Raw genomic sequence first — 25,946 nt, forward strand, 5'->3', positions numbered from 1 at the left:
GCCCACTTTCATCGGAGCGCATCATGCCCCTGGAGTCAGAGGCGCAGGTCATCATCGTCGGCAGCGGCATGAATTCGCTGGTCTGCGCCGCCTTGCTGGCGCAGCGCGGCAAGTCCGTGCTGGTGCTGGAACGCAACGACAGGCTGGGCGGCTGCATCCGCACCGAGGAGCTGTTCCCCGGCTACCGCCACGACGTGCTGTCCTGCTGGTATCCGCTGTTCATGGGCAGCCCGGCCTACGCGGCGCTCAAGCCCGCGCTGCACGAGGCCGGGCTGGAATTCATGCAGGGCGAGTACGCCACCGGGTTGGTGCTGCCCGACGGCTCGGGCCTGGCCTTGAAGCAGGACGTGGCGGACAGCGCGCGGCGGCTGGATGCCTGGGCGCCCGGCGACGGCGCGGCCTTCGGTGCGATGGCGCAGCGCCTGTTCGGCGAGGACGCGGCGCTGACCTTCGGCCTGCTGGGGCAGAACCCCTACGGCGCGGGCATGCTCAAACTGCTGTTCGGCGAATGGCGCAAGCGCGGCATGGACGGCCTGGCGGCCTTTGCCGCCGACTCGATGGAGAGCTTTCGCCGCTGGTCCGAACGCGCGCTGCAGTCGGATGCCGCGCGCGCGCTGATCGCGCCCTGGGTGCTGCACACCGGCCTGGGTCCGGACGACGCCTGTTCCGCGCTGATCGGCAAGCTGACTTTCGCCGCGGTGGTGGCCGGCGGCATGCCGGTGGTCAAGGGCGGCGGCAGCGGCGTGGTGGACGCGCTGGCCGCCGTCATCGAACGGCACGGCGGCCACTGGCAGACTGGCGTCGAGGTCGAACGCGTCATCACTAGCGGCCAGGGCAAGCGGCGCCGTGCGGTGGGCGTGCTGGCGGGTGGACGCGAGTATCGCGCGACAGAAGCCGTGGTCTGCAACGTGACGCCCGGCCAGTTGTACGGGCGGTTGCTGCCCGATGCGCCACCCGCCGTGCGCGAACGCGCCGCCGGCTATCGCTACGGCCGCGGCGGCATGCAGATCCATTTTGCGCTGAACGCGCCGCCGGACTGGCTGACGCCGGAGCTGCGCTACGTGCCGCTGGTGCACCTGACCGAGAGCATGGAGCAGGTCTGCGCCTCGGTGACCGAGGCCAACAACGGCCTGCTGCCCGCGCGTCCCACGCTGGCCATCGGCCAGCCCGTCGCGGTCGACCCCACGCGCGCGCCGCCCGGCGGCTGGATCCTGTGGGTGCAGATGCAGGAACTGCCGGCGCGGATCAAGGGCGATGCCGCGGGCGAGCTGACCGCGCCCGCCGACGGCCGCTGGAACGAGGCCTTGCGCGAGGCGATGGCCGACCGGGTGCAGGCGCGCATGGAGCGCGTGATGCCAGGCCTGGCGCGGCGCATCGTCGGCCGGCGCGCGTACTCGCCGGCGGACCTGGAAGGGCTGAACTGCAATCTGGTGGGCGGCGATCCCTACTCGGGCGTGTGTTCGCCCGACCAGTTCTTCTGGCTGCGGCCCTTTGCCGGCGGCCAGGGCGCGCGCGGCCACCGCACGCCGCTGCGCAATCTCTTTCACATCGGCGCCGCCACCCACCCGGGCCCCGGCCTGGGCGGCGGCTCCGGCTATCTCGTCGCACAACAAATAGGCAGGAGGGGAACATGAACGGACACCTGAAACTCCGGCGGCTGGCCAGCGCCTTGGCATTGGCGCTGGCCAGCGCGGGGGCCCAGGCCACCGAGGGCGGCGGCCTGGGCATCTACCCGGACGGCCTGGAAAACTTCATGTCGGGCGCGCTGCCGCCGCCGGGCGTGCACATGCTGGTCTATGCTGGCGGGGCGCGCTACGACACGCTGCGAGGCAATGACGGCCAGCGCGTGCCGGTGCCCGGCTTCAAGGTGGACGTCAACGTGCTGGCCCCGCGCCTGATCTGGGTCACGCAACAGCAGGTCATGGGCGGACAGCTGGCCTTCCACGCCATCGCGCCGCTGCTGGATGTGACCGCCAAGGCGGCCGGACAGCGCAACCGCAGCACCGGCCTGGGCGACATGACGCTGGGCGTGGCGCTGGGTTATCACCCGTCCGAAAGCCTGCATTACGTAGTGGGGCTGGACATGTACGCACCCACCGGCGAGTACGACCGCAAGGACCCGTCCAGCCTGGGCAAGAACTACTGGACCGCGCAGCCGGTGTTCGCATTGAGCCGCATCAGTCCGGACGGTTTCAACGCCGACCTGAAAGTCATGTACGACTTCAACTTCACCAATTCCGCCACTGACACGCGCTCGGGCCAGGCCCTGCACGCCGACTACGCGCTGGGCTGGGGCGTGGGCAAAGGCTGGGTGCTGGGGGTGGGCGGCTACGCCTTCCAGCAGGTCACGGACGACAGCGGCCCCAACAGCGCCGCCGGCCGCGCCCGGGCTTTCGGCTTCGGTCCATCGGTGCGGTACATGAACGAAAAGGGTTGGCTGTTTACTGCGAAGTGGCAGCAGGATTTCAAGGTCAAGAACCGGCCCGAAGGGGCGCAGCTGTATGTGAAGCTGGGGATACCGTTCTAGGTCTGGCGGCAGCACTGGAAGGCCCTGGCTGTCGTTCTCTGCAGGGCTGTTCTGCTGGTATCGTTGCGCTGTCGACGGGACGGGGCAGGGACATGAATCTGTACGAAGCGATACGCTGGGGCAACGAATCCGAGGACCCGTACACAGGTGGTCCGGATGGCGCGGATACCTGCTTCCTGGTGCGGGCGGAATCTGTCGAAGAGGCCGGACGGCTTGCGGATGCGGCATTGCGCGGCGCCCGGGGCGGGCTGGCGGACTGGGCCCAGGTTCTGCACTTGCTCGGCACGGAACAGGCCACGGACAGTGAGCCTCGAATCCTGCGCGGACCCTATTTGCAGCACGCTTACCGGTACGGCTGGCGTCACTGGAGCCGGGACGAGGCGATGGCGCCGTGGATTGAACAGCCGTAGGCCCGGGGCGTTCAGCGTGCAGACCTGTTTCGCCGTTCGATCTCCGCTACGGCCAACAGGATGACTTCGGCCTTGACCAGCGAGTCGTCGCTATCGGCTTTTTCCAGCAGGTCATCGATCTGCGCGCGTAGATAGCGGCAGTCGCTGGGTTCGCCTTTGGGATTGATCTTTTTTACCTCGACCCGTATCCGGGAGACCCAGTCGCGCTCGGCCTGAGCCAATTTTCCCAGACGTACTTGACGCTTGTTTGCCGCCGCGACCGCTTCTTCAGTGCCCACGGCATCCATCGTCAGGAGCGCAAGCTTTCTTCCATCCAGGGGCGCCTGAGAGAGTGGCTTGTCCAGGATCGCTTCCGCCGTTGCCAGCGACGACAGTTTATCGAGGTCCGCGCTTGGAACCTCGACGGCGCAGGCGCCAGCAGCTGCGATGTGCGAGGCGGCCCGCTGGCCTTGCGAGAGTTTCTGCAGGCGGGGTGACAAGCCATCCACGGCCGCGCGCCTGGCCTTGGCGTTTGCCTCGCCCGAGCGCAAGGCGTCACTCGAAGCCTCGAACGCCTTCATCTCGGCATCCTCCCCGGCAGATGCTGGGCTCATGACCAGCGACACGCAAAGAAGAAGACTGCTTTTCAGTGTTTTCATCGCGTTTCCTTGCAGGGGCTGCGCCGGACCGGCGGACTTTCTTCTGCGCGAGTTTCGTGGAAACACGGGCTCCGCGCCATAGAGGCCGGCAAGCCAGCCAAGCACGCGTTGTTGGGATGCAACTGCAAGTCCGCTCCCGCATGGGGGCTTCGGGCTTCACTCATCAATCCGCCCGATGTTGGAATAGCATGCGGCTTGGGGATTCGCGCAGCAGATGCGCACGGGGAACATGATGAAAAGAACAATTTCGGCGCTGGCGTTTTGCTTGTGCGGCGGATTTGCCGCGGCACAGAACACGGGCAGCAGTTTTGAAGTGCAGGAGCCGATGCGCGACTCGTTGGGCTTTCCGATGGGGAGCGATGGCGGTCAGGAGTGGCTGGGCGACAAGGCGGTCGCGCACATGGGTTTCATTGCCGCTTGCAAGCTGTATCCGGCAGACGGGCCGGAGGTCCAGGGGATGGTGGCCATGGCCCTGGCGCAAGCGAGCCTGGGCATGGACCTGGCCCGCGCGCCGACGGACCCGGCCGCGCTGCGCGCCAGGCTCTCCCAGCGCTTGAATTCCCAGGAAGGGCGCAAGGACGCGGCGGAAAAAATCCAGGCCATGCGCAAGCGGGTCCTTGCCGAGCAGGCGCATGCGGGCAAGTTGATAGACGCCTCCGTGGGTTTCACGGGCAAGAATCCGAATCCTTGCGAGCTTGAACGGCACTACGCGCGTCAGTTCCTGACAAAGCACAAGGACGGCGCCATGAAGGCCGCTCCCAAGATCAATCAGCTCGCGCGTGAGGTCATGGCGCAGGATGCCTCTGCCAAGGCCAAGCCGGCCGCGCCAGCCCGACCCTGAAGCGGCGCCGCTTCACCCGCGCCGCCGCAGGCTCTGACTTGGACTTACGCCGTAGCGTTCCTTATATCCGGCGCTGAAGCGCCCCATGTGCGCGAAGCCCCAGCGCAGCGCCACGCCGGCGATGTTGCGGCTTTCGCCCGAGACCAGCTCGGCGTGCGCGCGCTCCATGCGCAGGTCGCGCAGGTAATGCATGGGACTCACGCCCAGGAATTCCTTGAATCCCGCGTACAGGCTGCGCACGCTGACGCCGGCGATGCGCGCCAGCTGTTCGGCGCTGACGGGTTCGTGCGCGTGCGCCTGCAGGTAATCCTGGACGCTGCGCACGTGGCGCGGCAGCACCGCGCCGCGGCGGCCGGGCAGGGCGCCGGCATAGTTATGGGGCTGGGCCGACAGCAGGGTGGCGGCGACCAGCTGTTCCATCTGGTGCACGATGAGCTTGTGCTCGGCCAGGTTGGCATGCTGCGTCGAGCAGTCCAGCAGATAGCTCATCAGGCAGCGCCAGGCGGGACATTCGCGCCAGCGGAATCCCAGTTGGAAACGTAGCGGCCGGTCCAGCGCACAGCCCAGATGGCCCATCAGCGTGCGTTCCAGCAGCGAACGGCCCACGCGCAGCATGAACTGGTCGTTGTCGTCGGCCCAGCGCATGGCCAGGTCGTCGTCCGGGCTGACGACCGAGGCGACCTCGGGCGTCGAATCCAGCTGCTGGGGGCCGCTGCTGATGCGGGCGCAGCCCGACAGCGGCATCTGCACCAGGAAGAAGTCCTCCAGCGGACCGGGACGGATCTCGACGTTGGCGCCGTAGCGCAGGCGGTTCAGCGAGACCTCGCCCAGCGGCTGGTGGTGCATGCGGGCGTCCAGGCGCTGCAGCGCGCCGACCACGCCCAGGTGGTGCGGACGCATGACGCGGCCGACCATGGAACGGGCTTCGTCCAGATCGCCGGAGGCGAACAATTGCTGCGCCGGCAGGCCCAGGACCGATTCGATCCGCGGCGCGGCCGGCGGCCAAGTCGTGCTGGTGGCGGACTGCATCGTGTCGAGCATGGGGAAACTCCACTGCCGGGGCCTTGAAGGCTTTGATAGTAAAGCTGCGCCGGACAGGGCGGACTGGTGGAAAACCCGTCCAGAGGCAGGGGGCGCTATCCGTTTTTTGCGGCGGCTGTCCGGTGTGCGCAGAAAAACAGTCGAGATTTATATTGACAACCAGTTTCCATAGTTGGAAACTGGTTGTCAATTAAACCGAAAGACCGGGAGGCCAGCAATGAATCCAACCAAGGAAGAACGGCTCACCGGGGTGATCCTGACCTTGTTCCAGTTGAACGGCGCGCTGCTCGATTGGGGCGATGCCTTCGTCGCGCCGCAGGCGCTGACCAGCGCGCGCTGGCAGATGCTGGGCGCCCTGGCGTTGGCGGGACAGCCTCTGAGCGCGCCGCAGGTCGCCGCCGCCATGGGCGTGACGCGCCAGGGCGCGCAGAAGCAGCTCAACCTGCTGTCCGAGGCGCAACTGGTGGAGGTCCGCCCCAATCCGCAACACAAGCGCTCGCCGCTGTACCGGCTGACCGATGAGGGGCGGCGCGTCTATGGCGCCATCGACGCGCGCTGGAAGGAGCGCGCGCGCCAACTGGCCGGCGGCTTCAGCGCCGCTGAACTGGAAACGGCGGGGAGGGTGCTGGCGGGCCTGCTGGCCGCGCACGTTCCCGCGCACGGGGAGCAAGGTCATGAAACATAGAATCCATGCCGCTGCCGCCATGTCGACGCTGCTGTTTCTGGCGGCGTTCTGGATTTCGACGGTGGTGTCCGAACTGTTCCTGACCGCGTCCGCGGTGGCCCAGGTCAAGCTTGCCATCGCGTATGCGCTGTTGGGTTTCGTGCCCGTCATGATGCTGACCGCCGCCAGCGGTTTCCTGATGGGCGGCAAGGGCAGGCATCCGCTGCTGTTGGCCAAGCGCAAACGCATGCCTTTCATCGCGGCCAATGGTTTGCTGATTCTGGTTCCCGCGGCGGTGTTCCTGGCGCTGCGCGCGCAGGCGGGCTTGCTGGATGGGGTGTTCTACGGGGTGCAGGCGGTGGAGCTGGCGGCAGGCGCGGCCAACCTGACGCTGATCGGATTGAACATCCGCGACGGCCTCAGGCTGGGCCGCTTGCGGCGGGGCGCGCGAGAGCAGGGCCGGTCCTAGCCTCCCGTCCCGCTGTGCGGGGCGAGAGGCCAGCCGGCCCTGTTGCCTCAGTGCATCTTGCCGTAGCGGCCGGCGTTGAAGTCCTGGATCGCTTCAACGATCTCCGCCTGCGTGTTCATCACGAAGGGGCCGTAGCCGACCACTGGCTCGTCGATGGGCTCGCCGCTCAACACCAGGAACACCGCGTCGTTGTTGGCTTCGACGGTGATGTCCTCGCCCTCCAGGGAGAACAGCGCCAGCTGCGCATCGCGCGCCACGGTTTCGCCGTTGACCAGCACCGTGCCGCGCAGCACCACCAGCATGCTGTTGCGGCCCTCGGCGACGGGGAAGGTCGCCGACTTGCCGGCGGCCAGCCTCACGTCCCACACGTCCATCGGCGTGAAGGTGCGCGCCGGTCCCGCGTGGCCCGCGTAATTGCCCGCGATCACGCGCAGCGTGCCCGCGCCGTCAGGCAGTTCCACCGCCGGGATGTCCGCGTCGAGGATGCCCTGGTAGCCGGCCGGCGCCATCTTGTCCTTGGCGGGCAGGTTGACCCAGAGCTGCACCATTTCCAGCTCGCCGCCCTTGCGGGTGAAGGCGTGGGAATGGAATTCCTCATGCAGGATGCCGGAGGCCGCCGTCATCCATTGCACGTCGCCGGGACCGATGACGCCGCCGTTGCCGGTGGAATCGCGGTGCTCGACTTCGCCGCTATAGACGATGGTCACGGTTTCAAAGCCGCGGTGCGGATGCTGCCCGACGCCGCGCGGATGCTCGGCCGGCTCGAACTGCGCCGGTCCGGCGTAGTCCAGCAGCAGGAACGGGCTGGTGTTCTTGCCTTTGTCGTTGTAGGAGAACATGGAGCGCACCGGGAAGCCGTCGCCCACCCAGTGGGGACGGGGGCTGGCATGCAATCCGAGGATCTTCTTCATGGTCGTATTTCCTGTTGCGCGGCCCCATCGGGGCCGTTCGTCATGATTAATAAGATAAGGGCGCCACCTCTTCGGCGGTAGTCCCCGGCATTGATAAGCACTGTTCCATGAATCGGACAGTGGGGCCGGAACTCGCGGCTGGCGTATCCTTCGGGCATGGAAGACGGCATGAATACGGCCCTGGCGGGCGGCAACAACGATCAGGTCCAAGGCTTTGCCCCGGTGGCGGGGGCTGGCGCGCGCGTGCTGGTGCTGGGTTCGATGCCTGGCGTGGCGTCGCTGCGGCAGGGCCGCTATTACGCGCATCCGCGCAACGCCTTCTGGCCCATCGCGGCCAGCGTCTTCGGCTTCGATCCCGGCCTGGACTATGCGCAGCGCTTGCAGGCCCTGCAAGCCGCTGGCGTCGCCTTGTGGGACGTGCTGCAAGCCTGCGAGCGTCCCGGCAGCCTGGACGCCGATATCCGCGGCGACACCCTGGTCGCCAACGACTTCGCCGCATTCCTGGAACGCCACCCCGGCATCGTCCGGGTCTGCTTCAACGGCGCCAAGGCCGCGGCGCTGTACCGGCGCCACGTGCTGCCCGGGCTGGCCGCCCCGTTGGAATACATGGACCTGCCGTCGACCAGCCCGGCGCATGCGGCGGCGTCGTTCGAGCACAAGTTGGCTGCCTGGGGCCGGGCGCTCAAGATCGAGGATTGACGGGTTGGGCCGCAGACCGGCTCCGGGTTTACACTTATCCGTCCCCGGTTTGATACTTATCAAGCCCCTATATAACTCCAAGTGATAAGTTAATTCCTGTAACAGAATTAACGCTTGGAGAAGCACTATGAGTACCCCCGCCAGCCCCCCGGAACCGCCACTCCCGGGTAAACGTGGCTTCCTGAAGGGCTTATTGGGGTTGGGGGCCGCGGCCACCGTCATACCCATCCGCGCCGAGGCCGCCGGCATCAACGGCCAGCCGCCGCGCCGCCCCGGCATGGCGGGCAAGCGCTACGGCATGGTCGTGGACATGCGCAAGTGCATCGGCTGCCAGTCCTGTACGGTCAGCTGTTCCATGGAGAACCTGCCTCCGATCGGGCAGTTCCGCACCACCGTCCTGCAATACGAAGTCCTGCCCGACGCCGGCGGCCCCGCCTCCATGGTGATGCTGCCGCGCCTGTGCAACCACTGCGACAACCCGCCTTGCGTGCCCGTCTGTCCGGTGCAGGCCACCTTCCAGCGCGAAGACGGCATCGTGCTGGTCGACAACGAGCGCTGCGTGGGCTGCGCCTATTGCGTGCAGGCCTGTCCCTACGACGCCCGCTTCATCAACCACGAAACGCAGACCGCCGACAAATGCACCTTCTGCGAGCACCGCCTGGAAGCGGGGCTGCTGCCGGCCTGCGTGGAAAGCTGCGTGGGCGGCGCGCGCGTCATCGGCGACATGAACGATCCCGACAGCGCGATTTCCAGGCTGCTGGTCGAGCACAAGCAGGACATCAAGGTGCTCAAGCCCGAAATGAAGACCGATCCCCACGTCTATTACATCGGCCTGCCCGATGCGTTCGTCCATCAGGTCGACGGCCAGGCCGGCGTGCGGCTGGCTGGCGGCCATTGAGCCATTGAAGGGGATGAGCATGCAGATCTCTGAATTGTTGACGCCGGTCTACGACGCCGCCTGGCTGCCGTGGGCCGTGCAGTACTTCTTCCTCATCGGCATCAGCGCCACCACCGCGCTGACCGCCGCGTTTGCGGCCTTTGGCAGCGCGGGCTCGCCTGCCCGCCGCCTGCTGCCCGCGGCCGTGACGGTGCTGCTGGTCAGCGCCATCGCCGCGCCCGTGTCGCTGTTGGCGGACCTGCACCAGCCGGGCCGCTTCTGGCACTTCTACGCGCATGTCACGCCCTGGTCCTGGATGTGGCTGGGCGCCTTGCTGCTGCCGGTGTTCGTGACCCTGGCGCTGCTGTTCTGCGCCGCCTGGTGGTGGGGCCGCATCGGCTGGGTGCGCGTGCTGGGCATGGCGCTGGCGGTGTCGGCGCTGTCCATCCTGGTCTATACCGGCGCGGAAGTGATGGTGCTGCGTTCGCGGCCGTTGTGGCACACGGTGTTCCTGCCGGTGAACTTCGCGTTGACCGCCTGGCTGGGCGCGTTGGGGGCCATGTTCCTGGTGGGCCGCTGGCTGCGCGGCGGTACGCAGGCCATGCCGGTGGAACTGTTGCGCAGCCTGAGCGTGACCGCGGTGGTGATGATGGCGCTGGGCGCCGGCGCCTGGGCGCTGCTGGGCCTCTTGGGCATGGATCCTTCGTTCGACGCCGCGCTGCGGCTGTTCGCGGAGTTTCCGATCTGGCGCGTCAGCCTGGCGGGTGCGGTGGCGACCGGCTTCTGCATGATCGCGCTGTTGCAGCGTCCGGCGCGCACGCTGGCCGCGCCGCTGCCTTCAGCCGCGCTGGCGCTGACCATGCTGGCGGCCGCGTGGATCTTCCGCTGGGTGGTCTTCATGAGCGTGCAGGGCGTGCCGAAGTACGGCGCCGGCCTCTATCTGTACGACATGCCCTGGGGCAGCGATGGACTGCTGGGCATGGTGGGCGTGTTGGGCCTGTGCGTGGCGCTGATCGCCGCCGTGACCTACGCGCTGGAGCTGTTTCCGGCGCGCACGCGCGGCCTGGCGGCCTGAGCGCCGCCGCCTGGGCCTGTGTGTGCACAGGTCCTAGACGAAAGAACATGGAATGAAAGCAATGGACAAGCAACACGAAGACGACAAGCGCGGCGCCCCGCCGGACGAGGCCGCCGATCAACCGCGCGACGAGGCGCGGCGCAAGATGATGGTGCGCGGCGGCGTGGTCGCCGGCGGCATGGCGGCGTTCGCGGCGGGCTACGGCGAGACCGTGGTCCGGGCCGTGAAGGGCCTGGCGCAAGGCACGGCGGGCGTGCCCACGGCGCATGCCGTGCGCGGCAATTCGCTGACGCCGGAATTCCGCATCGATCCCTTGACCGGCGTGCTCAGCGCGCAGCCGGGCCAGACGGTCAGCCCCTCCAGCTGCCTGGGCTGCTGGACCCAGTGCGGCGTGCGCCTGCGCGTGGATACGCGGGAAAACCGCATCCTGCGCGTGGCCGGCAACCCTTACCATCCGCTGGCCACGACCCGGCCGGCCGCGATGGAAGCGCCGGTGCGCGAGGTCTACGCGCAACTGGGCGGCGACAACGGCCTGGAAGGGCGCGCCACGTCCTGCGCGCGCGGTTCGGCCATGCTGGAGCAGATGAACAGCCCGTTCCGCGTGCTGCAGCCGCTCAAGCGCGTGGGCAAGCGCGGCGAGGGCAAGTGGCAGACGATCTCGTTCGAACAGCTGGTGCAGGAAGTCTGCGAAGGCGGCGACCTGTTCGGCGAAGGCCAGGTGGACGGCCTGCGCGCCATCTTCGACCGCGAGACGCCGCTGGACCCGCAGAATCCCGAGTACGGCGCCAAGGTCAACCAGTTCCTGTTCACCGATGCATCCAACGAAGGCCGCACCCCGCTGATCCAGCGCTTTGCCGGGCAATCGTTCGGCACGGTCAACTTCAGCAACCACGGTTCCTATTGCGGCCAGAGCTTCCGCGTGGGAGCGGGCGCCGCATTGGGCGACCTGAAGGGGATGCCTCACGGCAAGCCAGATTGGGACAACGCGCGCTTCGGCCTGTTCATCGGCGCGGCGCCGGCGCAGGCCGGCAACCCGTTCCAGCGCCAGGCCCGCCAATTGGCCGAGGCCCGCGTGCGGCCGGAAGAGACTGGTTTCACCTACGTGGTCGTGTCGCCGATGCTGCCGGCCTCGTCCAGCCTGTCGGCCGGATCGGGCAATGAGTGGGTGCCGGTCAATCCGGCCGGCGACCTGGGCCTGGCCATGGGCCTGATCCGCTGGATCCTGGATAACGAGCGCTACGATGCCCGCGCGCTGGCGCAGCCCGGCCCAGCGGCCATGAAGGCCGCGGGCGAGGCGGCCTGGACCAACGCCACCCATCTGGTGGTGGCGGAACCCGGCCATCCGCGTCTGGGCAGTTTCCTGCGCGGCGCCGACCTGGGCTGGCCGCGCCCGGCCGATGCCGGCGAGAAGTGGGAAGACGTGTACGTCGTGCGCCTCGAAGACGGCACGCTGGCGCCGCATACCGCGGCCGCGCCCGCCACGCTGTTCGTGGACGACACGGTCGCCGCGCCCGGCATGGACGGCGCGCCGCAAGCGCTGCGCGTGCGCAGTTCGCTGTCGCTGCTGCGCGAGGAAGCGCGCCGCAAGACGCTGGACGAATACGCGGAACTGAGCGGCGTGCCGGCCGCCAAGATCGCGTCGCTGGCCGAGCGTTTCACCAGCTACGGCAAGCGCGCCGTGGCCGACGCGCACGGCGGCACCATGAGCGGCTCGGGTTTCTATACGGCCTATGCCATCGCCATGCTGAACACGCTGGTGGGGAACCTCAACGTCGAAGGCGGCCTGGTGCTGGACGCCGGCCCGTTCCCGCCCTACGGGCAGGGGCCGCGCTACAACATCGCCGGCTTCGCCAACCGCGCCACGCCCAAGGGCGTGGGCCTGTCGCGCAACCGTTTTCCATACGAGAAGTCCAGCGAGTTCAAGCGCAAGAAGGCCGCCGGCCAGCCGGCTTATCCGGCCGCCGCACCCTGGTATCCGGCCACCGGCGGGCTCAGTTCGGAAATGCTGGCGTCCGCGCTGGCGGGCTATCCGTACCATGCCAAGGTCTGGTTCAACCACATGAGCAACCCGATCTACGGCATCGCCGGCTTGAAGAGCGTCATCATCGACAAGATGAAGGATCCGCGCCTCTTGCCGCTGTCGGTATCGATCAACCCCTTCATCAACGAGACCAACGCGTTGGCCGACTACATCGTGCCGGACACGGTGACCTACGAAAGCTGGGGCGTCTCGGCGCCCTGGGCGGACGTGGTGGCCAAGGCGTCCACCGTGCGCTGGCCTGCCGTGCAGCCGCGCGTGGCCCGCACGGCCACGGGCGAGCCGGTCAGCCTGGAAACCTTCCTGATCGCCTGCGCCAAGCGGCTGGGCATGCCGGGCTTCGGCGCGGGCGCCATCTCCGACAAGGACGGCGTCAAGTACGCGCTGGACACGCCGGAGGACTTCTTCCTGCGCGGCATCGCCAACATCGCCTTCGCGGCCGGCAAGCCGGTGCCGGAGGCCAGCGATGACGACATGGCGCTCACCGGCGTGGACCGCTACGGTCCGTTGTTGCAGCAGAAGCTCAAGCCGGGCGAATGGCGCCAGGTGGCCATGGTGATGAGCCGTGGCGGGCGCTTCGACAAGATGCAGGACGCCTGGGTGGAAGAGGGCGGGACGCGCCAGACGCGCGCCGCCTACGCCAAGCCGCTGCAGGTCTGGAGCGAGGAACTGGCGGGTTTTCGCCATTCCATGACGGGCGAGCGCTATAGCGGCTGTCCAACCTGGTACCCGACGCGGCTGGCCGACGGCAGTGATATGCGCGCGCAATACACGCGGCAGGACTGGCCCTTCCTGCTCAGCTCGTTCAAGTCCAACCTGATGAGCTCCATGTCCATCGGCGTGAACCGCCTGCGCCAGGTGCATCCGCACAACCCGGTGTCGATCAACCGGCAGGACGGCGAACGCCTGGGCATCCGCAACGGCGATGCGGTGCGCATCGTGACGCCGGGCGGCGCGGTGACCGGGCTGGCGCTGCTGCGCGACGGCATCCAGCCGGGCGCGGTGGGCATCGAGCACGGCTACGGCCACACCGAGCTGGGCGCGCGCGCCCACGTGGTGGATGGCAAGCCCATGGCGCACGATCCGGCGCTGGCCGCGGGCGTGAACCTGAACGACCTGGGATTCGGCGACGCCACGCGCGGCGAGCATGCCAACGTCTGGATCGATTGGGTGTCCGGCGCGGCGGTGCGCCAGGGGCTGCCGGCGCGGATCGAGCGAGTCTGAGGGCGCAGGCGGCCGGTATCGTGTGCCTCAGGGCACGACGGTATCGGCCACCAGCGTCAGTCCGTTCGCGTGGACGCCGATGCCGGATAGCGCGCCGCCCAGGTCGCCCGCCCGCGCGGCCGCCGTGCCGGACTTGCTGACGCGGATCTCCACCCGCACCTTGCTGGCACGCGACAAGGTCGCGTCCGGCGACATGGCGCTGCTATCGTCCAGCACGAAATCCCGCGGCAGGTCCGAGACCTGCATGCGCAGGATGGCCAGCGGCATGCGCGATCCCTCCTCGGGACGCGCCAGGATGAACACGGTATCGGAGGGCTGGACCCGGCCGCGCAGCGCGTCGGCGATGCTGGCGCGTCCGCTGATGCGGGCGGCGGTGACTGCGGGCGTAGTCGCTGCGCCAGCGGCAGGAGCCGACGCCGAGACGGGGGCGGATCCGGGGGCCGAGGCCGTGGCAGTTGCACTGGCAGGCGCGCCCGCCATGGCGCGCGCCTGCGCGATGTTGGACTGGATCTGGCGCGCGGCCTCCGAGTCCGGCGGCAATTGCGCCTGCAGCCGTTCCCAATGCGCCAGCGCCTCGGCCGCGTCGCCGCGGCGCAACGCCATCATGCCGGCCAAGGCCAGGGCCTTGGGCTGGTCCGGCTGCGCGGCCAGGGCTTGCGCCACCGCCGCGATGGAGGCGTCGTCGGGGTTGCCCTGGTTGGCCGATAGCAGCGCGTCGGCCAGGTCGGCCAGTACCGCGGGCTGGCCAGGAACCAATCGCAGCACCTGTTGGTAAGCCGCTACCGCATCGGTATAGCGTCCCAGGGTTTCATACGAACGCGCCAGCATGTACCAGCCGTCGGCGTCATCGGGCGCGGTCCGCAGCCGCTGGGCCAGGGCATTGATGGCCAGCGTCATGTCGTTGCCGGCGTCCGCCGCATGCGGTTCGGCGGGTTGGCCCGCGCTGGCGCTGGCCGCCGCGCGCGGGTTGCCCAATTGGCCGTACAGCAGCACGGCCGCCACCGGAATCAGCACGGTCAGCAGGCAGGCGGCGGTGATCCCGGCGCGTTGTCCAGCCCAGGGCGCGCTGCGGCCGCGCCGCAAGTCCAGGTCCTGCAACAGGTCGCGCTGCAGCTCTTCCTCCGCGCGCATGCCGGCGGCGGCAGTGAGGCTGCCGTTGTCCATGTCCCGCCGCAATTGCTCGCGCTGCGCCAGATAGAACGCGCGCACATTGGCCTCGGACGCGGGTTGTGCGGCGGGCGCGCGCCGCAGCAAGGGCGGAATCAGGCAGAGCAGGGTCGCCAGCAGCAGGAGCACCACGATGATCCAGAGTGCGGTCATGAGCCGGTATCCAGGAAGCGCGCCGCGCGCGCGCGTTCGTCGGCGGTCAGGGGCGCGCGCGCGCCGGCGCGGCGCTTCAAGGTGCGTACCAGCACCACGAAGCCCAACGCCAGCAGCGCGAACGGCCCCAGCCATAGCAGCCAGGTGATGGGTTTGAAGGGCGGGTCGTAGCGCACGAAGTCGCCATAGCGGTCTTCGAAGAAGCGCATGATCTGCGCGTCGCTGCGGCCTTCGGCCAATTGATCGCGGATCAGCTTGCGCATGTCCTGGGCCAACGGCGCGTTCGACTCGGCCAGGGTCTGGTTCTGGCATACCAGGCAGCGCAGTCCGTGGGCCAGCTTGTCGGCGCGTTGTTCCAGGACAGGGGGCAAGGGCTGCGCGGCGCCGGCGTGGACCTGGGCGCGCGCGGCAGCGGTCAAGGCCAGCGCCAGCAGCAAGGCGCGCAGGGCGGTCCGCAACAAGCGGCAAGGCAGGGCGGCGGGCCGTTTCATTGCAGCGCCTCGATGGCGGGCTGGATGCGGTCGCGCCAGATCTCCGGCGTGATCAGGCCCAACTGCTTGTAGCGGATACGGCCGTCGCGGTCGATCACGAAGGTCTCGGGCACGCCGTAGACGCCATATTCGATGCCGACGCGGCCATCGATGTCGCTGGCGGACGCGATGTAGGGGTTGCCGTTGCGCGCCAACCAGGCTTCGGCTTCTTCCGGCTTGTCCTTGTAGTTCAAGCCATACAGCGGAATGCCGTGGCGCCGGGCGGCTTCGCGCAGCACCGGCAGTTCGTCCTTGCACGGCCCGCACCAGGACGCCCACACATTCAGCAGCCAGACCTGGCCGCGCAGCGATTGCACTTCCAGTTTCCTGCCGGGGTCCAGCAGCACGGGCAGGCCGATGGCGGGGGCGGGCTTGTCTATCATGGCCGATGGCACCGCGCGCGGATCGCGCGACAGGCCCATCGCCAGGAACACGGCCATCGCCAGGAAAGCGGCCAGCGGCACCAGGTAGCGCAGCATCAGGCGCCCTCCCGCGTGGGCCGCGCGGCCCCGGGCATGGTGGGCTGCGGCGCGCGCGCCGGCTCCTGCGCGCGGCGGTAGCGCTTGTCGCCGGCCGCAAGCAGGCCGCCCAGCGCCATCAGGATGCAGCCCGTCCAGATCCAGGTCATGAAGGGCTTGACCTGCAGGCGCACCGTCCAGGCCTTGTCGCCCACCGGTTCGCCCAGCGCCACGAACAGGTCGCGGGTGAAGCCGCTGTCGATGTCGGCCTGGCTCAGCGCCATGTCCTGCACCGTGTAGAGGCGCTTTTCCGGATACAGGGTGAGCACCGGCTTGCCGTCGCGGGTTACTGGGAACACGGCGCGCTGCGCGCTGTAGTTCGGCCCGGCAGCCGGGGCGATGCTGGCGAAGGTGAAGGCGTAGCCGCCGGCTTCCTGGGTGGCGCCCAGCTCCATCCGCAGCTCCTGCTTGACCTCATAGCCATTGGCCAGCGTGACCCCGGCGATGAAGACACCCATGCCCGCGTGTGCCAGCAGCATGCCGTACCAGGAGCGCGGCTGGCGCCCCAAGCGGCGCAGCCAGTTGCCGTCGCCGTCCGTCAGACGCTGCCAGGCGTGCGCGGCGGCGCTGGCGACCGACCACGCGGCCAGCCACAGGCCCAGCATCACCATGGGCGAGCCCAGCCGCGCCGGGCCCGGCATGGCCAGTGGCAGCAGCACGGCCGTGGCCACGCTGACCGCGAAGGCGATGCGCAGGCGGCGGCCCAGATCGGGCAGCTCGGCCTGTTTCCAGCGCGCCACCGGACCGACGCCCATCAGGAAGATGGCAGGCGTCATCAGCGGCACGAATACGGCTTCGAAATAGGGCGGACCGATGGAGATCTTGCCCCACTCCAGCACGTCCAGCACCACCGGGTAGAGCGTGCCCAGCAGCACCGATCCCGCCGCCACGGTCAGCACCACATTGTTGGATAGCAGCAGGGATTCGCGCGACAGCAGCGAGAATCCTCCGCCCAGGCCCACCGTGGGCGCGCGCCAGGCATAGAGCGCCAGCGATCCGCCCACGATCACCAGCATGAATCCCAGTATGTACAGTCCGCGGCCCGGGTCCACGGCGAAGGCATGGACGGACGTCAGCACGCCCGAGCGCACCAGGAACGTGCCCAGGATGCTGAGCGAAAACGTGCAGATCGCCAGCAGCACGGTCCAGCTGCGGAAGGCGCCGCGCCTCTCCGTGACGATGAGGGAATGGATCAGCGCGGTGCCAGCCAGCCAGGGCATGAAGGAGGCGTTTTCCACCGGATCCCAAAACCACCAGCCGCCCCAGCCCAGCACGTAATAGGCCCAGGCACTGCCCAGGAGGATGCCTATGGTCAGGAAGGTCCAGGCCGCCAGCGTCCAGGGGCGTACCCAGCGCGCCCACATGGCGTCCAGCTCGCCCGACAGCAAGGCCGCGATGGCGAAGGCGAAGGCCACCGAAAAGCCCACGTAGCCCATGTACAGCATGGGCGGATGCACGATCATGCCGGGATCCTGCAACAGCGGATTCAGGTCGCGGCCGGCCATGGCGGGCGGCATCAGGCGTTCGAAGGGGTTGGACAGGAACAGCAGGAACAGCAGGAAGCCCACGCTGATCCAGCCCATCACCGCCAGCACGCGGCCGACGAAGGGCAGGGGCAGGCGGCGGCTGCACAGCGCCACGGCCAGGGTCCAGGCGGTCAAGAGGTAAAGCCACAACAGCAGCGATCCTTCATGTCCGCCCCAGACGGCCGCGAAGCGGTAGGCGGCCGGCAGGTCCGCGTGGGAGTTGGCGGCCACGTACAGCACGGAAAAATCGTTGTCCAGAAACGCCCAGGCCAGGCAGCCTATGGCCACGGTGGTCAAGCCGAACTGGCCGATGGCGGCGGGCCGCGCCACCCGCAACCCCGCTTGCCAGCCCGTGACGGCGCCCACCAGCGGCAGCACGCCCTGCGCCAGCGCCACCAGCAGCGCCAGGATCAGGCTGAACAGGCCGATCTCGGGAATCATTGCGCCTCCGCGCGCATGGCGTTAGGCCCGGCGCCCGCGCGCTTGATCGCATCGGCGGCCTCGGGCGGCATGTAGTTTTCGTCGTGCTTGGCCAGCACCTCGGTCGCGCGGAACACGCCGTCAGATCCCAGCTTGCCGGCCACCACCACGCCCTTGCCCTCGCGGAACAGGTCGGGCAGCAGGCCCTGATACGTGACCGGCACGGTATGCGCGGTGTCCGTCACCACGAAGCGCAGCGTCAGGCCGTCGGCCTCGCGGCGCAGCGAGCCTTGCTCCACCAGGCCGCCGACGCGGAAGCTGCCGTTGGCGGGCGCTTCCCGCGCCACCACCTGGGTAGGGCTGAAGAAGAACACCAGGTTGGATTGCAGGGCGTTGAGCACCAGCGCGGCGGCCGCGGCCAGCAGGCCCAGGCCGCCCACGATGGCGAGCGCGCGGCGCTTGCGCGGGCTCATGGCGCCGTCCCGTCCACGCGGGCGGCAGCCTGCGCCGCGCGCCGGACGCGGCTGCGCCGCCACAGCATCAACGCTTCCAGGCCGATCAGCGCCAGCGTCACGCCATACGCGCCCAGCAGATAGGGACTATGGCCTTGCAGCGAGAACAGCGCGTCCCAGCTCATGCCGCCTCCCGCCGCGTCCTGTCCGCCCGGACCGCGCCCGGCTCGCGCTCGGCAATGATGCCGCGCACACGCGCCAGCGCCGCCGCCGCGCTGTAGAGCCAGAACGCCGCCACCATCAGCAGCATTGCGGTCACCATGATGTGGGCCATGCTGGGCGCGGTGGTGAGGTTGATCGACGCGCCCTGGTGCAGCGTGCTCCACCAGCGCACCGAGAAATAGATGATGGGCACGTTGATCACGCCCGCCAGCACCAGGATGGCGCCGCCGCGGTCGGCCCGCTGCGTGTCGTCGTCGGCGGCCGCCTGCAAGGCCATGAAGCCCAGGTACAGGAACAGCAGTATCAGTTCGGAGGTGAGCCGGGCGTCCCAGACCCACCAGGCGCCCCAGGTCGGCTTGCCCCACAGCGCGCCGGTCCACAGGGTCAGGAAGGTGAACAACGCGCCGGTGGGGGCCAGCGCCCGCATCATCATGAACGACAGGCGGGTGTTGAAGATCAGTCCCAGGGCGGCGTACAGCGCCATGACCAGGTACAGGAACATCGACATCCATGCCGCCCCGACGTGGATGAAGAGGATGCGGTAGACCTCGCCCTGCTGGCTGTCGGTGGGCGCGACCGCCAGCCCCACGTACAGGCCCGCGGCCGCGAACAGCGCGGCGCCCAGCGCCAGCCATGGAATCATGCGGCCGGCCAGCGGATAGAACGCGGCGGGCGAGGCGTATCGCAGCCAGCCCGCGCCGGCTGCCGCGGCGGGCGGATATGCGTTCAGGGCAGGGGGCTTGTGCATGGCGTCCTCAGTCCAGCGCCACGCGCAGCGCCGCCGAGGCGCTCCAGGGGCACAACAGGATGGCCAGGCACAGGCATGCGCCCAGCAATGACAATTGCGGTCCGGCGCCCATGCCCGCGTGCGAGGCCGACACCGCGCCCGCGCCGAAGATCAGCACCGGCACGTACAGCGGCAGCACCAGCAGCGGCAGCAGGGCGCCGCCGCGCAGGCCCAGCGTCAGCGCCGCGCCCAGCCCGCCCACCAGCGCCAGCGTCGGCGTGCCCAGCAGCAGCGACAGGACCAGGATGCCGATGGCCTGCGGCGACAGGCCGAACTGCAGCGCCAGCACCGGGCTGGCCAGGATCAGGGGCAGGCAGCTGCTGAACCAGTGCGCCGCCAGCTTGGCGCCCACCAGCAGCGGCAGCGGGTGCGGCGACACCAGCAGCTGTTCCAGCGCGCCGTTGTCGTAGTCCTGGGCGAAAGGCCGGTTCAGCGTCAGCAGGATGCCGAGCAGGGCGCAGACCCACAGCACGCCCGGTCCGATGGCCAGCAGCAGCGCGGGGTCGGGGCCGACCGCCAGGGGGAACAGCGTGCCGGCCACGATGAAGAACAGGGTGGCGCCCAGCGTGTCCGCGGGCCGTCTCCAGGCCAAACGGATTTCACGCAATGCCAACTGCGACAGCGTAGCCAGCATCCGCGTAGTCATCCATGTTCAGGGTTTGGGTATGCGTGGCGGCGGTGCCGGGTTCGCGGTGCGAAGCGAGCACCGCGGCGCCGCCGGCCGCGAGGTGGGCTTCCAGCGCCAGGCGCAGCTGCTCCAGGCTGGCCGCGTCCAGGCCGGCGTCGGGTTCATCCAGCAGCCACAGGGGCTTGGCGCCGAGCACGACCGCCGCCAGCGCCAGCCGCCGGCCCTGTCCCTGGGACAGGCGCAGGGCGGGCATGTCGGCACAGGATTCCAGGCGCCATGCGCGTAGGGTGCCCGATAAACGAGCTTCGGCCTGCGGCGTGCCGGCGACGTGCAGGGCGTAGCGCAGGTTCTCGGCGGCGCTCAGTTCGCCGCACAGGCCGTTACCGTGTCCCAGGTAGGCCATGCAGGCGCGGTAGCCGGCGGCATCGCGGCGCGCATCGTCGCCGCGCCACAGCACGCTGCCCGCCAGCGGCCGCAGCAGGCCGGCCAACATGCGCAGCAGGCTGGTCTTGCCGCTGCCGTTGGCGCCGCGCACGTGCAGCAACTGGCCGCCATGCAGCTCGAAATCCACGGGCGCGGAACATCCGCGGCGGCTGGCCAGGCCGCGCGCGCAAAGCATGGGCGGCGGCGCGTCAGCGGGCCGCATGCGCCACTTCCTTCGCCGGGCCTGCCGGCGCCGGCGCCATGGAGGTCGGGCCCGGCCCCATGTTGGGCAGCTTGTGGGCGATGCCCTTGTGGCAGTCGATGCAGGTCTTGCTCTTGTCCGCCAGATAGGTCGAATGCATGTTCTGCGCGCGTGGACTCTGGCGCGTGAAGTCCATGTATTCGTAGTTGTGGCAGTTGCGGCATTCCAGCGAGTCATTGGCCTTGAAGCGCGCCCATTCGTGCTGGGCCAGCTCCAGGCGCTTTTCCACGAACTTTTCGCGCGTGTCGATGGTGCCGAAGATCTTGCCCCAGACCTCCTTGGACGCCTGCATCTTGCGCGCGATCTTGTCGGTCCAGTTGTGCGGCACGTGGCAGTCCGAGCACAGCGCCCGCACGCCGGAGCGGTTGGTGAAGTGGATGGTGCCCTTCAACTCGGCGTACACGTTGTCGCGCATCTCGTGGCAGCCGGTGCAGAACTTCTCGGTGTTGGTGAGTTCCATGGCGGTGTTGAAGGCGCCCCAGAACAGGATGCCGCCGATGAATCCGCCGACCGTCAGGAAGCCCAGGCTGAAATGCACGCTGGGCCGTCGGATGATGTTCCAGTAGCGCTTGATGAGTCCGAGCATGGCTGCCTCCGTCGCTTACTTCTTGGCGGGCGCCGGGGCGGTCAGGCGCTTGAGGATCACATCGATGTCCTGGTAGGTATTGGACACCAGCGGCTTGGCCTCGGTCTGCGGCACGTGGCACTGCACACAGAAGTAGCGGCGCGGCGAGACTTCCGCCAGCACGTTGCTGTCGCGGTCCATGTAGTGGGTCACGCTCAGGGGCGGGGCCTGGGTCTCCTCGGTGTTCACGCGCGCGTGACAGGCCAGGCAGCGGTTGAAGTCCTTGTCGACCTGGTAGCCGTCGATCTTGTGCGGAATGGTGGGCGGCTGCATCGAATACGTGCGCATGCGCCGGATGTCCTTGTTTTCGACCGGGCTGATGAGCGGCGGGTCGGTTTCCTGCGCGACGGGGGTGGGGCCGCGCATGGGGTCTTCGACCTCCAGCGGCGGCGCCGCCCAGGCGGCCGAACCAAGGATGACGCATGTCGCGAGAGTAAGGGCGCGTAGGTTCATGGCTGTCTCCGGTTCGCCTTTCAGACCTTGACGATCTTGACCGCGCACTTCTTGAAGTCGGTCTGGAACGAGATCGGATCGGTGGCGTCCAGCGTGACCTTGTTGATCAGCTGGCCGGCGTCGAACCAAGGCACGAACACCAGGCCGCGCGGCGGCTTGTCGCGGCCGCGGGTCTCCAGGCGCGTGCGCATCTTGCCGCGCCGCGACACGACCTCCACCTCGACGCCGCGCCGCAAGCCCATTTCCTGGGCGTCGTCGGGGTGCATGAAACAGACCGCGTTGGGAAAGGCGCGGTACAACTCCGGCACCCGCCGCGTCATCGAGCCGGAATGCCAGTGCTCCAGGACGCGTCCGGTGGACAGCCAGAACGGGTATTCCTTGTCCGGCGATTCGGCGGGCGGTTCATAGGGCAGGGCGTAGATCACCGCGCGGCCGTCGGCGTTGCCGTAGAACTCGAAGCCGGCGCCCGGCTTCACGTAGGGGTCGCTGCCTTCGCGGTAGCGCCACAGCGTTTCCTTGCCCTTGACCACGGGCCAGCGCAGGCCGCGCACTTCATGGTAAGTATCGAACGGCGCCAGGTCATGCCCATGGCCGCGCCCGAATTCGGCGTATTCCTCGAACAACCCCTTTTGCGCATAGAAGCCGAAAGCCTCGGCTTCCTGGTTGGCGTAGTCCTTGTCGCGCTCGGTGTTGGGGTAACGATTGACCTTGCCGTTGGCGAACAGCACGTCGAACAGCGTCTTGCCCCGGTACTCGGGCTTCTTGGCCAGCAGATCCGCGGGCCAGACCTCCTCGACCTTGAAGCGCTTGGAAAACTCCATCAGCTGCCACAGGTCCGAGCGCGCCTCGCCCGGCGCGTTGACCAGCTGGTGCCAGAACTGGGTGCGGCGTTCCGCGTTGCCGTAGGCGCCTTCCTTTTCGACCCACATGGCGGTGGGCAGGATCAGGTCGGCCGATATCGTCGTGACCGTGGGGTAGGCGTCCGAGACCACGATGAAGTTCTCGGGGTTGCGGTAGCCGGGCAGGCCTTCGTTCATCAGGTTGGCCGCGGCCTGCATATTGTTGTTGACCATCACCCAGTAGGCGTTGATCTGGCCATCCTTGAGCATGCGGTTCTGCAGGACGGCATGCGCGCCCACCTTGCTGGGGATGGTGCCGTCGGGCAGTTGCCAGATTTCCTCGGCGTGCGCGCGGTGCTTGGGATTGGTCACCACCAGGTCGGCCGGCAGACGGTGCGAGAACGTGCCCACTTCCCGGGCGGTGCCACAGGCAGAGGGCTGGCCGGTCAGCGAGAATGGGCTGTTGCCCGGGGTGGAGATCTTGCCGGTCAGCAGATGGATGTTGTAGGCCATGTTGTTGGCCCACACGCCGCGCGTATGCTGGTTGAAGCCCATGGTCCAGAAAGAGGTCACGCGTACTTTCGGGTCGGCATAGAGTTCGGCCAGTTCCTCCAGTTGCTTCTTGGGCACGCCGCTCAGCTTGGCGGTGTAGTCCAGATCGTACTTGGAGACGAATTTGGCGAATTCGTCGAAAGTCATCGGCTTGGAGCCGCCGGCATCGCCGGCGTTCTTGGCGGCTTTTTGCAGCGGATGGTCGGGGCGCAGCCCATAGCCGATGTCGGTATTGCCTTCTCGGAATGTCGTGTGTTTGTCGACGAAGTCGCGGTTCACGCGCTTGGTCTGGATGATATGGTTGGCGATGTAGTTCAGGATCGCCAGGTCCGTCTGCGGCGTGAACGTCAGCGCCATGTCGGCCAGCTCGTAGGAGCGGTGCTCGAAGGTGGACAGCACCACCACCCGGGTCTTGGGGGCGGACAGCCGGCGGTCGGTCACGCGGGTCCACAGGATGGGGTGCATCTCCGCCATGTTGGAGCCCCACAGCACGAAGGCATCGGCGTTCTCGATGTCGTCGTAACAGCCCATGGGTTCGTCGGCGCCGAAGGTGCGCATGAAGCCCACCGCCGCCGAGGCCATGCAGTGGCGTGCGTTCGGGTCCAGGTTGTTGGTCCGGAAGCCCGCCTTCATCAGCTTGAGCGCGGCGTAGCCTTCCCAGATGGTCCATTGCCCCGAGCCGAACATGCCCACGGCCTCGGGACCCTTGTCCTTCAGCACTCGCTTGAATTGCTCGGCCATGACGTCGAAGGCCTGGTCCCAGGACACCGGCGCAAATTCCCCGTCCTTGGCGTACTTGCCGTCCTTCATGCGCAGGAGCGGCGTGGTCAGCCGGTCGTTGCCGTACATGATCTTGGACAGGAAATAGCCCTTGACGCAGTTCAGGCCCTTGTTCACCTCGGCGTTGAAGTCGCCGTGCGTGGCCACGACCTGGTTGTCCTTCACGGCGACGTTCACGCCGCAGCCGGTCCCGCAGAACCTACAGGGCGCCTTGGACCACTTGAGCTTGGCGGCCTCGGATTCGGTGACGATGTTCTGCGTGTAGCCGACGATGGGTATGCCGGCCACGGTGGCGGCTGCTGCGGCGGCGGATTGCTTGATGAAGTCTCTACGAGCCATTGCCATCGTCAATCTCCTCGTTCATCGCGTCCAGCGAGTCGGCGTGCTGGTAGACCAGCGCCGAAGCCAGCACGCCATCCAGGCGCTGGATCTCGGAGATCCGGGCCATCATGTCGTCGGTGGAGGGGGCTTCCAGGGTGACCACCAGTTTTCCGGTGTCGGAAGCGCCATGGATTTCCGCTCCGGAGATCGCAAGAATCGCCAGGCGGACGTCGGGCAAGCGGCGCGGCGCGGCGTGCACCACCATGCTGGCGATATGCAGCTCTGGCGGCGCCGCAGGCGGCGCGGAATGAGGGAGCGCGGACATGGGAGGGGTTCCGTCGCGTCGCATCAGCTACCGGGGGGGCCGGCGATCAGCTGATAGAACCAGACGAGGAAACCGTAACCTGCCACGATGATGACCGACAGGACGGGGGCCATGACGGCCGTCAGGAACAGGAAACTTCGAAGTTCCTGAGGCTTGGTGTAGCCATCGGACTCGTTTTGCACACAGCACCTCACTACGACAGTTGGGGCATTGCGTTTAACGTGCGGATATCGAAGCTTTTAGCAGATGGCTTTGAAAGGCGTCAATGTTGCACCACGGCGTAACAATGTGCGCGCGGCGCTGTATAGCAAGATGCAAAACGGTCAGGCTGGCGATGAAAAAAATCCGTCATTGAAAGATCTGGCTGCAGCTGGATGATCCGAAGGCGCGCCAAGGCGCTGAGACCGACGCGCGGTTCAAACCGCGGGCTGGAGCAGCGCCGGAATGTCCCGCTTCAGCAGTTCCAGGACCGCCCGCACGCGTTGCGGCATCGGACGCAGGGGCGGAAGCAGCGCGTTGAGCGGAAGCGGCGGCACGCGATAGCCGTCCAGCAGTTCGACGAGGCGTCCTTGCGCCAATGCCCTGGCGCACGCGGGATGCTGCAGGATGCCGATGCCGCCGCCAGCGAGGATCAGATCGTACATGGGGCGCCAGTGGCTGACGGTCATGGCGGTCTTGATGCGCGTCTGGGTCACCGGGCCGTTCTCGCGCGCCAGCGGCACTTGATCGTTCGCGAAAATAGCCTTCAAACGGATGAACGGATGGGACGCCAGGTCCGCCGGCGCTTCTATTGGGCCGTGAGCCGCAAGGTAAGACGGCGCCGCTACCAGCTTGCGGGCCACCCAGCCAAGCGGAAAGGCAATGTAGCCCCCGTTTTCGTTGAGACGGCCCAGGCGCAGCGAAATGTCGAGGCCTTCGGTGACCGGGTCGGCGATGGTGTCGTTCAGCATGAGATCGATGTGCAGATCGGGGTGGGCCGTGCGCACGTTCATCAGGGCTTTGGGAACCACGATCTCGCCCAGGCACTGCGGCACGGCGAGTCTCAAACTTCCTTGTATCTGAAAGTTGCTTAACGATACTGAATTTATCGTCATTTCCGCCGCTTCCAACAACTGCTTGCCCTGTTCGTAGAACGTCCGGCCTTCAGCGGTGCAGCTCAGTTTGCGCGAACTGCGCACCAAGAGGCGGGCACTGAGGAAACGCTCCAGCTTGTCGATGCGTTCGCTCACTGACGGTTGGCTCAGGTCGAGATCTCGTGCCGCGCCCGAGATGGTTCCGCGTTCCACCACGCGGAGAAAGATGCGTATCGCTGCCAGCAAATCCACGGAACCGCTCCTCAAGAAACCCATGCCCCGATCCACAGACGGATGAGCGGTCCATTTGTTTAGTGGGCGCAGCGGCGGGCATGTCAGCTCCGGCTGTTACCCGCTAGCGGCCTGCCGGTATAGGCAGGCTAAGCCGATACGTCCCATAGGCCCGAGTGCAATGTGCGATTGCAATTGCGCGCCGTAGTCTTGGTCTCAATGCATCACCCGATGCAGTCGCTGCG

Annotated in this window: 29 protein-coding genes; 11 read left to right on the forward strand and 18 right to left on the reverse strand. The window is 67.8% G+C overall.

From position 1 onward, the window contains the following. Window positions 1-23: 23 nt before the first annotated feature. The 3 genes from ACZ5YA_RS01550 (at window position 24) to ACZ5YA_RS01560 (ending at window position 2,937) form a co-directional block, all read left to right on the forward strand. A complete protein-coding gene (locus ACZ5YA_RS01550) occupies window positions 24-1,634 on the forward strand; it encodes a phytoene desaturase family protein (RefSeq protein ID WP_464091908.1) in 1,611 nt (536 codons plus the stop codon). Continuing rightward, window positions 1,631-2,527 carry a SphA family protein gene (locus ACZ5YA_RS01555; protein ID WP_251880725.1) on the forward strand — a complete coding sequence of 299 codons (897 nt, stop codon included), beginning with the start codon at window positions 1,631-1,633 and terminating at the stop codon, window positions 2,525-2,527. The genes ACZ5YA_RS01550 and ACZ5YA_RS01555 overlap by 4 nt, the downstream gene beginning before the upstream one ends. 92 nt (window positions 2,528-2,619) lie before the next feature. After that, window positions 2,620-2,937, forward strand: a complete 318-nt coding sequence (locus tag ACZ5YA_RS01560) for a hypothetical protein (protein ID WP_251880724.1) — start codon at window positions 2,620-2,622, stop codon at window positions 2,935-2,937. Between the two features lie 11 nt (window positions 2,938-2,948). Here the strand turns inward: ACZ5YA_RS01560 and ACZ5YA_RS01565 are convergent, their stop codons facing one another. Beyond that, complete coding sequence (locus tag ACZ5YA_RS01565) at window positions 2,949-3,575, reverse strand: hypothetical protein (protein ID WP_464091909.1); 627 nt, start codon at window positions 3,573-3,575, stop codon at window positions 2,949-2,951. A 229-nt stretch (window positions 3,576-3,804) separates the two neighbouring features. On the opposite strand from ACZ5YA_RS01565, the gene ACZ5YA_RS01570 reads away from it, so the two are divergent. Then, window positions 3,805-4,416 carry a hypothetical protein gene (locus ACZ5YA_RS01570; protein ID WP_464091910.1) on the forward strand — a complete coding sequence of 204 codons (612 nt, stop codon included), beginning with the start codon at window positions 3,805-3,807 and terminating at the stop codon, window positions 4,414-4,416. 12 nt (window positions 4,417-4,428) lie between these two features. Here the strand turns inward: ACZ5YA_RS01570 and ACZ5YA_RS01575 are convergent, their stop codons facing one another. Continuing rightward, window positions 4,429-5,457 carry an AraC family transcriptional regulator gene (locus tag ACZ5YA_RS01575; protein ID WP_464091911.1) on the reverse strand — a complete coding sequence of 343 codons (1,029 nt, stop codon included), beginning with the start codon at window positions 5,455-5,457 and terminating at the stop codon, window positions 4,429-4,431. Between the two features lie 217 nt (window positions 5,458-5,674). Between ACZ5YA_RS01575 and ACZ5YA_RS01580 the strand changes: the two genes are divergently transcribed. Together ACZ5YA_RS01580 and ACZ5YA_RS01585 are read left to right on the forward strand one after the other, a co-directional pair. Beyond that, the gene (locus tag ACZ5YA_RS01580) at window positions 5,675-6,142 is read left to right on the forward strand and encodes a MarR family winged helix-turn-helix transcriptional regulator (RefSeq protein ID WP_118933967.1); all 468 of its coding nucleotides are present in this window, start codon (window positions 5,675-5,677) and stop codon (window positions 6,140-6,142) included. Further along, window positions 6,132-6,590 (forward strand): hypothetical protein, encoded by a 459-nt coding sequence (locus tag ACZ5YA_RS01585; RefSeq protein WP_118933966.1) that lies wholly within the window; start codon window positions 6,132-6,134, stop codon window positions 6,588-6,590. The genes ACZ5YA_RS01580 and ACZ5YA_RS01585 overlap by 11 nt, the downstream gene beginning before the upstream one ends. Before the next feature lie 47 nt (window positions 6,591-6,637). On the opposite strand, the gene ACZ5YA_RS01590 is transcribed toward ACZ5YA_RS01585, so the two are convergent. Further along, the gene (locus tag ACZ5YA_RS01590) at window positions 6,638-7,501 is read right to left on the reverse strand and encodes a pirin family protein (protein ID WP_118933965.1); all 864 of its coding nucleotides are present in this window, start codon (window positions 7,499-7,501) and stop codon (window positions 6,638-6,640) included. 168 nt (window positions 7,502-7,669) lie between these two features. On the opposite strand from ACZ5YA_RS01590, the gene ACZ5YA_RS01595 reads away from it, so the two are divergent. The 4 genes from ACZ5YA_RS01595 (at window position 7,670) to ACZ5YA_RS01610 (ending at window position 13,414) form a co-directional block, all read left to right on the forward strand. Beyond that, window positions 7,670-8,200, forward strand: coding sequence for a DNA-deoxyinosine glycosylase (locus ACZ5YA_RS01595; RefSeq protein WP_464091912.1), 531 nt, complete (start codon window positions 7,670-7,672; stop codon window positions 8,198-8,200). Between the two features lie 127 nt (window positions 8,201-8,327). Further along, window positions 8,328-9,098 (forward strand): sulfate reduction electron transfer complex DsrMKJOP subunit DsrO, encoded by a 771-nt coding sequence (gene dsrO / locus ACZ5YA_RS01600; protein ID WP_059379375.1) that lies wholly within the window; start codon window positions 8,328-8,330, stop codon window positions 9,096-9,098. Window positions 9,099-9,117: 19 nt separating this feature from the next. Continuing rightward, window positions 9,118-10,152: an NrfD/PsrC family molybdoenzyme membrane anchor subunit gene (nrfD, locus tag ACZ5YA_RS01605; RefSeq protein WP_059379390.1), complete on the forward strand. Its 1,035-nt coding sequence runs from the start codon at window positions 9,118-9,120 to the stop codon at window positions 10,150-10,152. A gap of 61 nt (window positions 10,153-10,213) precedes the next feature. Continuing rightward, entirely contained in the window at window positions 10,214-13,414 is a 3,201-nt protein-coding gene (locus tag ACZ5YA_RS01610; protein WP_464091913.1) for a molybdopterin dinucleotide binding domain-containing protein, read from the forward strand. A gap of 27 nt (window positions 13,415-13,441) precedes the next feature. Here ACZ5YA_RS01610 and ccmI read toward each other — a convergent pair whose 3' ends face one another. The 14 genes from ccmI to napE are packed head-to-tail and all read right to left on the reverse strand — an operon-like array spanning window position 13,442 to window position 24,579. After that, window positions 13,442-14,734: a c-type cytochrome biogenesis protein CcmI gene (gene ccmI, locus ACZ5YA_RS01615; RefSeq protein WP_306633017.1), complete on the reverse strand. Its 1,293-nt coding sequence runs from the start codon at window positions 14,732-14,734 to the stop codon at window positions 13,442-13,444. Beyond that, window positions 14,731-15,225 carry a cytochrome c-type biogenesis protein gene (locus ACZ5YA_RS01620; RefSeq protein ID WP_118933963.1) on the reverse strand — a complete coding sequence of 165 codons (495 nt, stop codon included), beginning with the start codon at window positions 15,223-15,225 and terminating at the stop codon, window positions 14,731-14,733. The genes ccmI and ACZ5YA_RS01620 overlap by 4 nt, the downstream gene beginning before the upstream one ends. Further along, on the reverse strand, window positions 15,222-15,743 hold the full coding sequence (locus tag ACZ5YA_RS01625) for a DsbE family thiol:disulfide interchange protein (protein ID WP_059379378.1): 522 nt from the start codon (window positions 15,741-15,743) through the stop codon (window positions 15,222-15,224). The genes ACZ5YA_RS01620 and ACZ5YA_RS01625 overlap by 4 nt, the downstream gene beginning before the upstream one ends. Continuing rightward, entirely contained in the window at window positions 15,743-17,749 is a 2,007-nt protein-coding gene (locus ACZ5YA_RS01630; RefSeq protein ID WP_464091914.1) for a heme lyase CcmF/NrfE family subunit, read from the reverse strand. Before ACZ5YA_RS01630 ends, ACZ5YA_RS01625 begins: the two co-directional genes overlap by 1 nt. Continuing rightward, window positions 17,746-18,201: a cytochrome c maturation protein CcmE gene (gene ccmE / locus ACZ5YA_RS01635; RefSeq protein WP_464091915.1), complete on the reverse strand. Its 456-nt coding sequence runs from the start codon at window positions 18,199-18,201 to the stop codon at window positions 17,746-17,748. The genes ACZ5YA_RS01630 and ccmE overlap by 4 nt, the downstream gene beginning before the upstream one ends. Further along, window positions 18,198-18,365, reverse strand: a complete 168-nt coding sequence (gene ccmD / locus ACZ5YA_RS01640; RefSeq protein ID WP_306633011.1) for a heme exporter protein CcmD — start codon at window positions 18,363-18,365, stop codon at window positions 18,198-18,200. Before ccmD ends, ccmE begins: the two co-directional genes overlap by 4 nt. Beyond that, window positions 18,362-19,150, reverse strand: a complete 789-nt coding sequence (gene ccmC / locus ACZ5YA_RS01645; protein WP_464091916.1) for a heme ABC transporter permease CcmC — start codon at window positions 19,148-19,150, stop codon at window positions 18,362-18,364. The genes ccmD and ccmC overlap by 4 nt, the downstream gene beginning before the upstream one ends. 7 nt (window positions 19,151-19,157) lie before the next feature. Continuing rightward, the gene (gene ccmB / locus ACZ5YA_RS01650; RefSeq protein WP_013393089.1) at window positions 19,158-19,823 is read right to left on the reverse strand and encodes a heme exporter protein CcmB; all 666 of its coding nucleotides are present in this window, start codon (window positions 19,821-19,823) and stop codon (window positions 19,158-19,160) included. Beyond that, on the reverse strand, window positions 19,789-20,463 hold the full coding sequence (ccmA, locus tag ACZ5YA_RS01655; RefSeq protein WP_118933959.1) for a heme ABC exporter ATP-binding protein CcmA: 675 nt from the start codon (window positions 20,461-20,463) through the stop codon (window positions 19,789-19,791). Before ccmA ends, ccmB begins: the two co-directional genes overlap by 35 nt. After that, window positions 20,450-21,088 carry a cytochrome c3 family protein gene (locus tag ACZ5YA_RS01660; protein WP_059379383.1) on the reverse strand — a complete coding sequence of 213 codons (639 nt, stop codon included), beginning with the start codon at window positions 21,086-21,088 and terminating at the stop codon, window positions 20,450-20,452. The genes ccmA and ACZ5YA_RS01660 overlap by 14 nt, the downstream gene beginning before the upstream one ends. Before the next feature lie 15 nt (window positions 21,089-21,103). Further along, the gene (locus tag ACZ5YA_RS01665; protein WP_059379384.1) at window positions 21,104-21,580 is read right to left on the reverse strand and encodes a nitrate reductase cytochrome c-type subunit; all 477 of its coding nucleotides are present in this window, start codon (window positions 21,578-21,580) and stop codon (window positions 21,104-21,106) included. A gap of 20 nt (window positions 21,581-21,600) precedes the next feature. Continuing rightward, complete coding sequence (gene napA / locus ACZ5YA_RS01670) at window positions 21,601-24,096, reverse strand: periplasmic nitrate reductase subunit alpha (RefSeq protein WP_059379385.1); 2,496 nt, start codon at window positions 24,094-24,096, stop codon at window positions 21,601-21,603. Further along, window positions 24,080-24,397, reverse strand: a complete 318-nt coding sequence (locus ACZ5YA_RS01675; RefSeq protein ID WP_059379386.1) for a chaperone NapD — start codon at window positions 24,395-24,397, stop codon at window positions 24,080-24,082. The genes napA and ACZ5YA_RS01675 overlap by 17 nt, the downstream gene beginning before the upstream one ends. 23 nt (window positions 24,398-24,420) lie before the next feature. Next, on the reverse strand, window positions 24,421-24,579 hold the full coding sequence (gene napE / locus ACZ5YA_RS01680; protein WP_013393095.1) for a periplasmic nitrate reductase, NapE protein: 159 nt from the start codon (window positions 24,577-24,579) through the stop codon (window positions 24,421-24,423). Between the two features lie 70 nt (window positions 24,580-24,649). Between napE and ACZ5YA_RS01685 the strand changes: the two genes are divergently transcribed. Continuing rightward, on the forward strand, window positions 24,650-24,775 hold the full coding sequence (locus ACZ5YA_RS01685) for a hypothetical protein (protein WP_262422090.1): 126 nt from the start codon (window positions 24,650-24,652) through the stop codon (window positions 24,773-24,775). A 38-nt stretch (window positions 24,776-24,813) separates the two neighbouring features. Here ACZ5YA_RS01685 and ACZ5YA_RS01690 read toward each other — a convergent pair whose 3' ends face one another. Further along, window positions 24,814-25,722, reverse strand: a complete 909-nt coding sequence (locus tag ACZ5YA_RS01690) for a LysR family transcriptional regulator (protein WP_464091917.1) — start codon at window positions 25,720-25,722, stop codon at window positions 24,814-24,816. Window positions 25,723-25,946 lie beyond the last annotated feature (224 nt).

Source organism: Achromobacter sp. JCM 18799 (assembly GCF_055395645.1).

What these genes read in the sequence shown, in the direction of transcription:
- ACZ5YA_RS01550 (WP_464091908.1), top strand. Translation starts at nt 24, where the DNA reads ATGCCCCTGGAGTCAGAGGCGCAGGTCATCATCGTCGGCAGCGGCATG.
- ACZ5YA_RS01555 (WP_251880725.1), top strand. Translation starts at nt 1,631, where the DNA reads ATGAACGGACACCTGAAACTCCGGCGGCTGGCCAGCGCCTTGGCATTG.
- ACZ5YA_RS01560 (WP_251880724.1), top strand. Translation starts at nt 2,620, where the DNA reads ATGAATCTGTACGAAGCGATACGCTGGGGCAACGAATCCGAGGACCCG.
- ACZ5YA_RS01565 (WP_464091909.1), bottom strand. Translation starts at nt 3,575, where the DNA reads ATGAAAACACTGAAAAGCAGTCTTCTTCTTTGCGTGTCGCTGGTCATG.
- ACZ5YA_RS01570 (WP_464091910.1), top strand. Translation starts at nt 3,805, where the DNA reads ATGATGAAAAGAACAATTTCGGCGCTGGCGTTTTGCTTGTGCGGCGGA.
- ACZ5YA_RS01575 (WP_464091911.1), bottom strand. Translation starts at nt 5,457, where the DNA reads ATGCTCGACACGATGCAGTCCGCCACCAGCACGACTTGGCCGCCGGCC.
- ACZ5YA_RS01580 (WP_118933967.1), top strand. Translation starts at nt 5,675, where the DNA reads ATGAATCCAACCAAGGAAGAACGGCTCACCGGGGTGATCCTGACCTTG.
- ACZ5YA_RS01585 (WP_118933966.1), top strand. Translation starts at nt 6,132, where the DNA reads ATGAAACATAGAATCCATGCCGCTGCCGCCATGTCGACGCTGCTGTTT.
- ACZ5YA_RS01590 (WP_118933965.1), bottom strand. Translation starts at nt 7,501, where the DNA reads ATGAAGAAGATCCTCGGATTGCATGCCAGCCCCCGTCCCCACTGGGTG.
- ACZ5YA_RS01595 (WP_464091912.1), top strand. Translation starts at nt 7,670, where the DNA reads ATGAATACGGCCCTGGCGGGCGGCAACAACGATCAGGTCCAAGGCTTT.
- dsrO (WP_059379375.1), top strand. Translation starts at nt 8,328, where the DNA reads ATGAGTACCCCCGCCAGCCCCCCGGAACCGCCACTCCCGGGTAAACGT.
- nrfD (WP_059379390.1), top strand. Translation starts at nt 9,118, where the DNA reads ATGCAGATCTCTGAATTGTTGACGCCGGTCTACGACGCCGCCTGGCTG.
- ACZ5YA_RS01610 (WP_464091913.1), top strand. Translation starts at nt 10,214, where the DNA reads ATGGACAAGCAACACGAAGACGACAAGCGCGGCGCCCCGCCGGACGAG.
- ccmI (WP_306633017.1), bottom strand. Translation starts at nt 14,734, where the DNA reads ATGACCGCACTCTGGATCATCGTGGTGCTCCTGCTGCTGGCGACCCTG.
- ACZ5YA_RS01620 (WP_118933963.1), bottom strand. Translation starts at nt 15,225, where the DNA reads ATGAAACGGCCCGCCGCCCTGCCTTGCCGCTTGTTGCGGACCGCCCTG.
- ACZ5YA_RS01625 (WP_059379378.1), bottom strand. Translation starts at nt 15,743, where the DNA reads ATGCTGCGCTACCTGGTGCCGCTGGCCGCTTTCCTGGCGATGGCCGTG.
- ACZ5YA_RS01630 (WP_464091914.1), bottom strand. Translation starts at nt 17,749, where the DNA reads ATGATTCCCGAGATCGGCCTGTTCAGCCTGATCCTGGCGCTGCTGGTG.
- ccmE (WP_464091915.1), bottom strand. Translation starts at nt 18,201, where the DNA reads ATGAGCCCGCGCAAGCGCCGCGCGCTCGCCATCGTGGGCGGCCTGGGC.
- ccmD (WP_306633011.1), bottom strand. Translation starts at nt 18,365, where the DNA reads ATGAGCTGGGACGCGCTGTTCTCGCTGCAAGGCCATAGTCCCTATCTG.
- ccmC (WP_464091916.1), bottom strand. Translation starts at nt 19,150, where the DNA reads ATGCACAAGCCCCCTGCCCTGAACGCATATCCGCCCGCCGCGGCAGCC.
- ccmB (WP_013393089.1), bottom strand. Translation starts at nt 19,823, where the DNA reads ATGCTGGCTACGCTGTCGCAGTTGGCATTGCGTGAAATCCGTTTGGCC.
- ccmA (WP_118933959.1), bottom strand. Translation starts at nt 20,463, where the DNA reads ATGCGGCCCGCTGACGCGCCGCCGCCCATGCTTTGCGCGCGCGGCCTG.
- ACZ5YA_RS01660 (WP_059379383.1), bottom strand. Translation starts at nt 21,088, where the DNA reads ATGCTCGGACTCATCAAGCGCTACTGGAACATCATCCGACGGCCCAGC.
- ACZ5YA_RS01665 (WP_059379384.1), bottom strand. Translation starts at nt 21,580, where the DNA reads ATGAACCTACGCGCCCTTACTCTCGCGACATGCGTCATCCTTGGTTCG.
- napA (WP_059379385.1), bottom strand. Translation starts at nt 24,096, where the DNA reads ATGGCAATGGCTCGTAGAGACTTCATCAAGCAATCCGCCGCCGCAGCA.
- ACZ5YA_RS01675 (WP_059379386.1), bottom strand. Translation starts at nt 24,397, where the DNA reads ATGTCCGCGCTCCCTCATTCCGCGCCGCCTGCGGCGCCGCCAGAGCTG.